We start from the raw sequence: 5,499 nt of genomic DNA on the forward strand, positions 1-5,499 counted from the left end.
GTCTCCTCCCGTACCCTCACCGAGGCCCCGGCCCCGGCCGTCGAGCTGGTGTCCACCGACCCGGTGGCCCGGGTCCGGGAGCTCAAGGCCGAGGCCGGCGGCGGGATCTGGCTGGTGGGCGGCGCGGAGCTGGCCGGCGCCCTCTACCCGGAGATCGACGAGCTGATCCTCAAGGTCAACCCGGTCACCGTCGGGGCGGGCATACCGGTGTTCGCGGGCAAGGACGGGGTGAGCCCGCGCACCTTCACCCTCACCGACCACACGGTGCTGCCCGGCGGCGCCGCCTTCCTCACCTACGCGAGGGCTGCGGCCTGACCGGCCGGTCGCGGGGCGGTGGACTTCTCGGAGGGTCCACCGCCCCGCGGCCGGGCCTCAGTTGGCGAGGCTGAAGTCGCCGCCGACGGGTGCGGCGATCTTGTCGACGCCGGTCAGCGCGGTGAGGCTGGTGACCGGGGTGCTGCTGTCGGTGGTGGTGCCGTTGCCCAGCTGGCCGGAGCCGTTGTTGCCCCAGGAGCGCACGGTGTTGTCACCGAGCAGGGCGACGGTGTGCTCGCGGCCGCCGGCCACCGACCGGGTGCCCGTGATCCCCGGAACGGGGACGGGGGTGATCCGGTAGTCGGTGGTGCCGTCGCCGATCTGGCCGGAGGTGTTCTGGCCCCACGCCTTCAGCTTGTTGTCGCTGTCGGTGACGGCCAGGCTGTGGTTGCAGCCGGCCGCGATCTGCGACACCCCGCCGAGCCAGATGCCCTGGGTGTCGACCGGGGTGTAGCGGCTGATGGTGCTGTTGTCGCCGAGCTGGCCGGTGGCGTTGTAGCCCCAGGCCTTCACCGCGTTGCCGCTGGTGGGACCGGCGGGAGCGGTGCCGCCGGCCGGCGCGCCGACCAGGGCGAGGTTGTGGTTGCAGCCTGCGGCGATCCGGCTGACCCCGGTCAGGTTCGCGACCCGCGAGGCCACGTTCCGGCTGGCCGAAGTGCCGTCGCCGAGCTGGCCGTTGATGTTGTAGCCCCAGGCCCAGACGGTGCCGTCCTCGCGCAGGGCCAGGCTGTGGCTGAGGCCGGCGGCGATCGCGATCACCTTGTTCAGGCCCTCGACCCGCACCGGGACGCTGCTGTCCAGGTTGGTGCCGTTGCCCAGCTGGCCGTAGTTGTTCTTCCCCCACGACACCACGGTCTGGTCGGCGAGCAGGGCGAGGCTGTGGGTGCCGCCGGCGGCGATGTCGGTGGCGTTGGAGAGGTTCACCACCTGGCCGGGGGCGTTGTGGCTGAACACCGAGCCGTCGCCGAGCTGGCCGGAGCCGTTGGAGCCCCAGGACTGCACCGTCCGGTCCGTCAGCAGGGCCAGTCCGTGGCCGCTGGTGGGGCCCGCGCCACCAGCGGCGATCTTGACCACCTCGGCGCTGGTCAGCCCGAGCACGGTGGTGGCGGTGGTGCGGAAGTCGGTCCAGGTGCCGTCACCGAGCTGGCCGGCCCGGTTGTTGCCCCAGGACTTGAGGCGCTTCTCCTGGGCGTGGGCGCTGCCCACGGGCAGGGCGGCCAGTCCGAGCGCGGTGAGCGCGGCCACGGACGCGGCGACGGCCGGGCGCAGCCGGCCTCGCGGCGCGGTACGGGAGTTCGTCATGTGCTGCCTTCCTGTTGACGGGACGGACGGGTCAGCGCGCCAGGCTGAAGCTGCCGTTGGACGGCGCCGCGACCATGGAGACGCTGCCGGACTTGGCCAGCACCTGCACCGGAGTGTTGCGCTGGGTGGTGGTGCCGTCGCCCAACTGGCCCTTGTCGTTGAGCCCCCAGGCCTGGACGGTGCCGTCGGAGAGCACCGCGAGGTTGTGGGCGGCGCCGGCGGCGATGCCGACCACGCCGGTGACGCCGGGGATCGGCACGCTGGTGTTGCGCTGGGTGGTGGTGCCGTCGCCGACCTGGCCGTTGGTGTTCAGGCCCCAGCTGCGCAGGGTGCGGTCCTGGAGCAGGGCCAGGCTGTGCGAGGCACCGCCGGAGAGGGCGGTGACGTTCCTGAGCTCCAGGACGGTGACGGGGTAGGGCTTGTTGACGACGGTGTCGTCGCCCAGCTGGCCCTTGTCGTTGAGGCCCCAGGACATCACGGTGCCGTCCGCGAGCAGCGCGAGGGCGTGCGAGGCGCCCGCGGTGATGCCCTTGACGGTGGTGAGCTCGGGCACCGCGACGGCGGTGGTGCGGGTGGCGGGGGTCGGGGCGGGCACGGCGGCGGTCGAGCTGGCCGGCTTCGCGGTGATGCCGAGCTGGCCCTTGTCGTTGTTGCCCCAGGTCTTCACGGTGCCGTCCCTCAGCAGGGCCATGCTGAAGGTGTCGCCGGCCGCGATCGCCTTGACGTCCTCCAGGCCGGCCACCGTCACCGGGAGGTTGGTGTTGGTCGTGGTGCCGTCACCCAGCTGGCTCTTGTCGTTGAGGCCCCAGGCCTTGACGGTGCCGTCCTTGAGCAGCGCCAGGGCGTGCGAGCCGCCCGCGGCGACCGCCTCCACCCCGCCCAGTCCGGCGACCAGGCTCGGTACCGCCCATTCGTCGGTGGCGCTGGTGGCGCCGTTGCCGAGCTGGCCCTTGTCGTTCTTGCCCCAGGACTCCACGGTGCCGTTGGCGAGCAGGGCCAGGCCGAAACCGGAACCGGCGGAGCCACCGGTACCGCCGGCGGCCACGGAGTCCAGTTCGGCGCCCGCCAGCCCGACCACGGAGGTCGGGGTGAGCCGCTGGGTCTTGGTGCCGTCGCCCAGCTGGCCGCTGGCGTTCAGCCCCCAGGAGCGCAGCCGCAGGTCGTACGCGGAGGCGGCGGAGGTGGGCAGGGCGACGGAGCCCAGCAGGGTCAGGCTCGCGACCAGCGCGGGCACGGCGGTGACGGGCAGGCGGCGGAGCTTGCGGTGCAGCGGGTGCATCTCTTCCTCACGTTCGGGGGGTCGGAGCTGGACGGCTCCGGAGGCGCGGACAGCACGAGGCGGGCCACGCGGCACCTCGCCGCGCGGCCGAAGAACGATGATCGGATCAGCAGATGCCTGCCCAATGATCAGAACGGTCGTGCGGTTCCGAAGCGCTTTCCACCTTGTTGGCCCAGCCGGGTCGTTCGCGGTCGCCCTAACGGCCCGTCAACGGTTGCGGTCCGTGACCGGCTGTCGAAGCATGGGCGGCTGGGGCTCGATGATCAACAAGGATCGTCGATCGCAACTGCCCGATGATTCCGCCGACTTCAGTGGGAGAGACCGTGCCGCGGAGACAACGAGCCAGACTCCTGGTTGTGACCCTCAGTGCCGCGATGGCCCTGGCGGCCCCGGCACCGGCGGGGGCGGAGGACACCGAGCCGGCGGTGGTGGTGAACGGCACCTTCTCCTCGCCCACGGTGCCCGCCGACAAGACCTTCACCGCCGGCGCCGACGGCTGGACGACCCCCGGTGGCGTCGCCTCGGCCTCCCGGGCCGCGCATCCGCAGGGCTTCCAGGCGGCGACGCTCGGCTGGAACAGCAACGGGATCTCGATCAGCACCCGGCTGCGCGGCATCCGCGCGAAGGCCACCGTCACCCTGAGCTGGGACGACAACCCCGACACCTGCGTGACGTCGAGCAACGCCAAGCGCTCGTACACCGTGTCGGTGGCCGGCGACATCAATCCGGCGGGCGCCTTCACCAGCAACACCCCCAACGGCAGGGCGAACTGGTTCCTCGGCCGGACGTACTCCTTCACCGCCACCGAGGACGCCCCGCTGGTCACGTTCACCTCGACCGACACCGACAAGCCGGCCTGCGGAGCACTGATCACCAACGTCGCCGCCAAGCAGACCGCCCCGCCGCTCACGCCGCCGCAGGGCGGTGCGTCGAGCGACCCCTGCTCGGGCGACGCCAAGGACAACCCGCAGTGCAAGGACCTCGCCGCCGACAAGGAGAAGATCGAGAAGTGCCCGCCCACCAGCAAGGAATGCCTGGCGGGCGTGGCCGGTGAGGGCAAGGCGGAGAAGGACGGCATCGCCAAGGAGACCCAGGCCGTCGAGGACTTCGGCAAGATCCCCCGTGACCAGAACCCCAATACGGCGGCCACGGACCTCTGCACCCTGCCGAACGCGCTGACCGCCGGGGTCGGGCCCGGTGACGCGGTCGTCCCGCCGAGCGACTGGTGGTTCTGCTGATGGCGCGCCGGCACCGGGTCCTGGCCGCGACGGCGGCGGGCCTGGCCCTGGTCGCCGCCCCGGCCGCGCCGCCCGCCCGCGCCGCCGACACCGTGGACGTCCAGGTGCCCAACGGCACCTTCGCCCAGCCCGTCGCCCCCGACAACGGAACCGCCGCCGGGCACACCGACTGGTCCCCCGACAACACCGGCGTGGTCTTCGGCAAGACCCTCGCCCAGCACCCGCGCGGCTACCAGGCCGCCGCGCTGAACTGGAACGGCACCGCGCTGACCATGCGCACCCGGCTGTGGGGCGTCAGGGCGGGCTCCCAGGTGACGCTGACCTGGGACGACAGCCCGGGCGTGGACCGCCGCTGCACGCCCGAGCAGCTCAAGGACGGCCAGACCTACAACGTCTCGCTGATCACCACCGGCCCCGCCCCCGACCCGGTGGTCACCACCCGGGGCACCGACACCGTCGGCACCGCCAACTGGACCAGCGGGCGGGTCTTCGAGTTCACCGCCACCGAGGACAACCCGATGGTGTCCTTCGACTCCGCCGAGCAGCGGGACTCGCGCTCCTGCGGCCCGCTGATCACCAATGTCACCGCCAAGCAGACCCCGGCCCCGGTCGACCAGAAGGTCCGCAAGGAGCAGCTGCCCGGCCCCAAGGCCTACCGGGGCAACGACCCGCTGGAGCCGGGCATCGCGGTGGACGACTGCGAGGGCTCGGCCACCAACTGCGTCTTCACCGTGGACAACCGGTACTCCTACCAGTACTACGGGCAGACCAGGATCATCGGCGAGGTGTACATCAACTGCACCCGCAACGCCGTGGTGGACGACCGGCGGATGGAGAACACCGAGCCCTCGTACGACAACCTCACCCAGTACTACGCGCTCAAGGGCGCCCCGCTCGTCCCCAGCCGCTCCGACATCTCGCAGAGCCGCCCCAACCTGGCCGCCCAGGCCGCCGCCGGGTTCAGCACCGCGGGCGGCAACTCCGCGGCCGTGAACACCAACAACCCGCTCACCTGGTCGCGGACCACCACCAAGCAGCTCAACCCCACCATCCAGCCGGGCGAGATGAGCTGGATCGAGGTGCAGCCCGCCCGCGAGCGGGTGGCCGGCAGCTTCACCAACGCCCGCAACAAGTACCGGCTGGACGCCGTCTTCGACGTCCCCTCGGCCTCCCTCCCGGACCGCTACTACCAGCGGTCCGGCCCGCTCACCGAGACGGAGCTGCAGCGCTGCGGTTCCGTGCGGCCGACCGCGGGCACCCCGGACAACGGGGCCGGGACGGACAAGCGCCTGATCACCCTGGACGCGCCGCCCGCCGGAGTGCCCACCAGGTCGGTGCTGCTCACCCCCTGACCCCCTCTCACCC

At 72.2% G+C, this 5,499-nt stretch carries 5 protein-coding genes; 3 read left to right on the forward strand and 2 right to left on the reverse strand.

The window, feature by feature from the left end; genetic code table 11:
- Positions 1–315, forward strand: a 315-nt coding sequence (locus VR45_RS33610) for a dihydrofolate reductase family protein (RefSeq protein ID WP_045943692.1), incomplete at its 5' end; no start/stop codon positions are given.
- A 57-nt stretch (positions 316–372) separates the two neighbouring features.
- On the opposite strand, the gene VR45_RS33615 is transcribed toward VR45_RS33610, so the two are convergent.
- Together VR45_RS33615 and VR45_RS33620 are read right to left on the reverse strand one after the other, a co-directional pair.
- On the reverse strand, positions 373–1,617 hold the full coding sequence (locus VR45_RS33615) for a hypothetical protein (RefSeq protein WP_045943693.1): 1,245 nt from the start codon (positions 1,615–1,617) through the stop codon (positions 373–375).
- Positions 1,618–1,648: 31 nt separating this feature from the next.
- On the reverse strand, positions 1,649–2,896 hold the full coding sequence (locus VR45_RS33620; protein ID WP_052709576.1) for a hypothetical protein: 1,248 nt from the start codon (positions 2,894–2,896) through the stop codon (positions 1,649–1,651).
- Positions 2,897–3,252: 356 nt separating this feature from the next.
- Between VR45_RS33620 and VR45_RS33625 the strand changes: the two genes are divergently transcribed.
- Both VR45_RS33625 and VR45_RS33630 read left to right on the forward strand, forming a co-directional pair.
- Complete coding sequence (locus VR45_RS33625) at positions 3,253–4,134, forward strand: hypothetical protein (protein ID WP_045943694.1); 882 nt, start codon at positions 3,253–3,255, stop codon at positions 4,132–4,134.
- The gene (locus VR45_RS33630; protein ID WP_159394451.1) at positions 4,134–5,486 is read left to right on the forward strand and encodes a hypothetical protein; all 1,353 of its coding nucleotides are present in this window, start codon (positions 4,134–4,136) and stop codon (positions 5,484–5,486) included. The genes VR45_RS33625 and VR45_RS33630 overlap by 1 nt, the downstream gene beginning before the upstream one ends.
- The last annotated feature ends 13 nt before the right edge of the window (positions 5,487–5,499 follow it).

The sequence above is a fragment of the Streptomyces sp. NRRL S-495 genome, from assembly GCF_000966955.1.
GTDB classification, from domain to species: domain Bacteria; phylum Actinomycetota; class Actinomycetes; order Streptomycetales; family Streptomycetaceae; genus Kitasatospora; species Kitasatospora purpeofusca.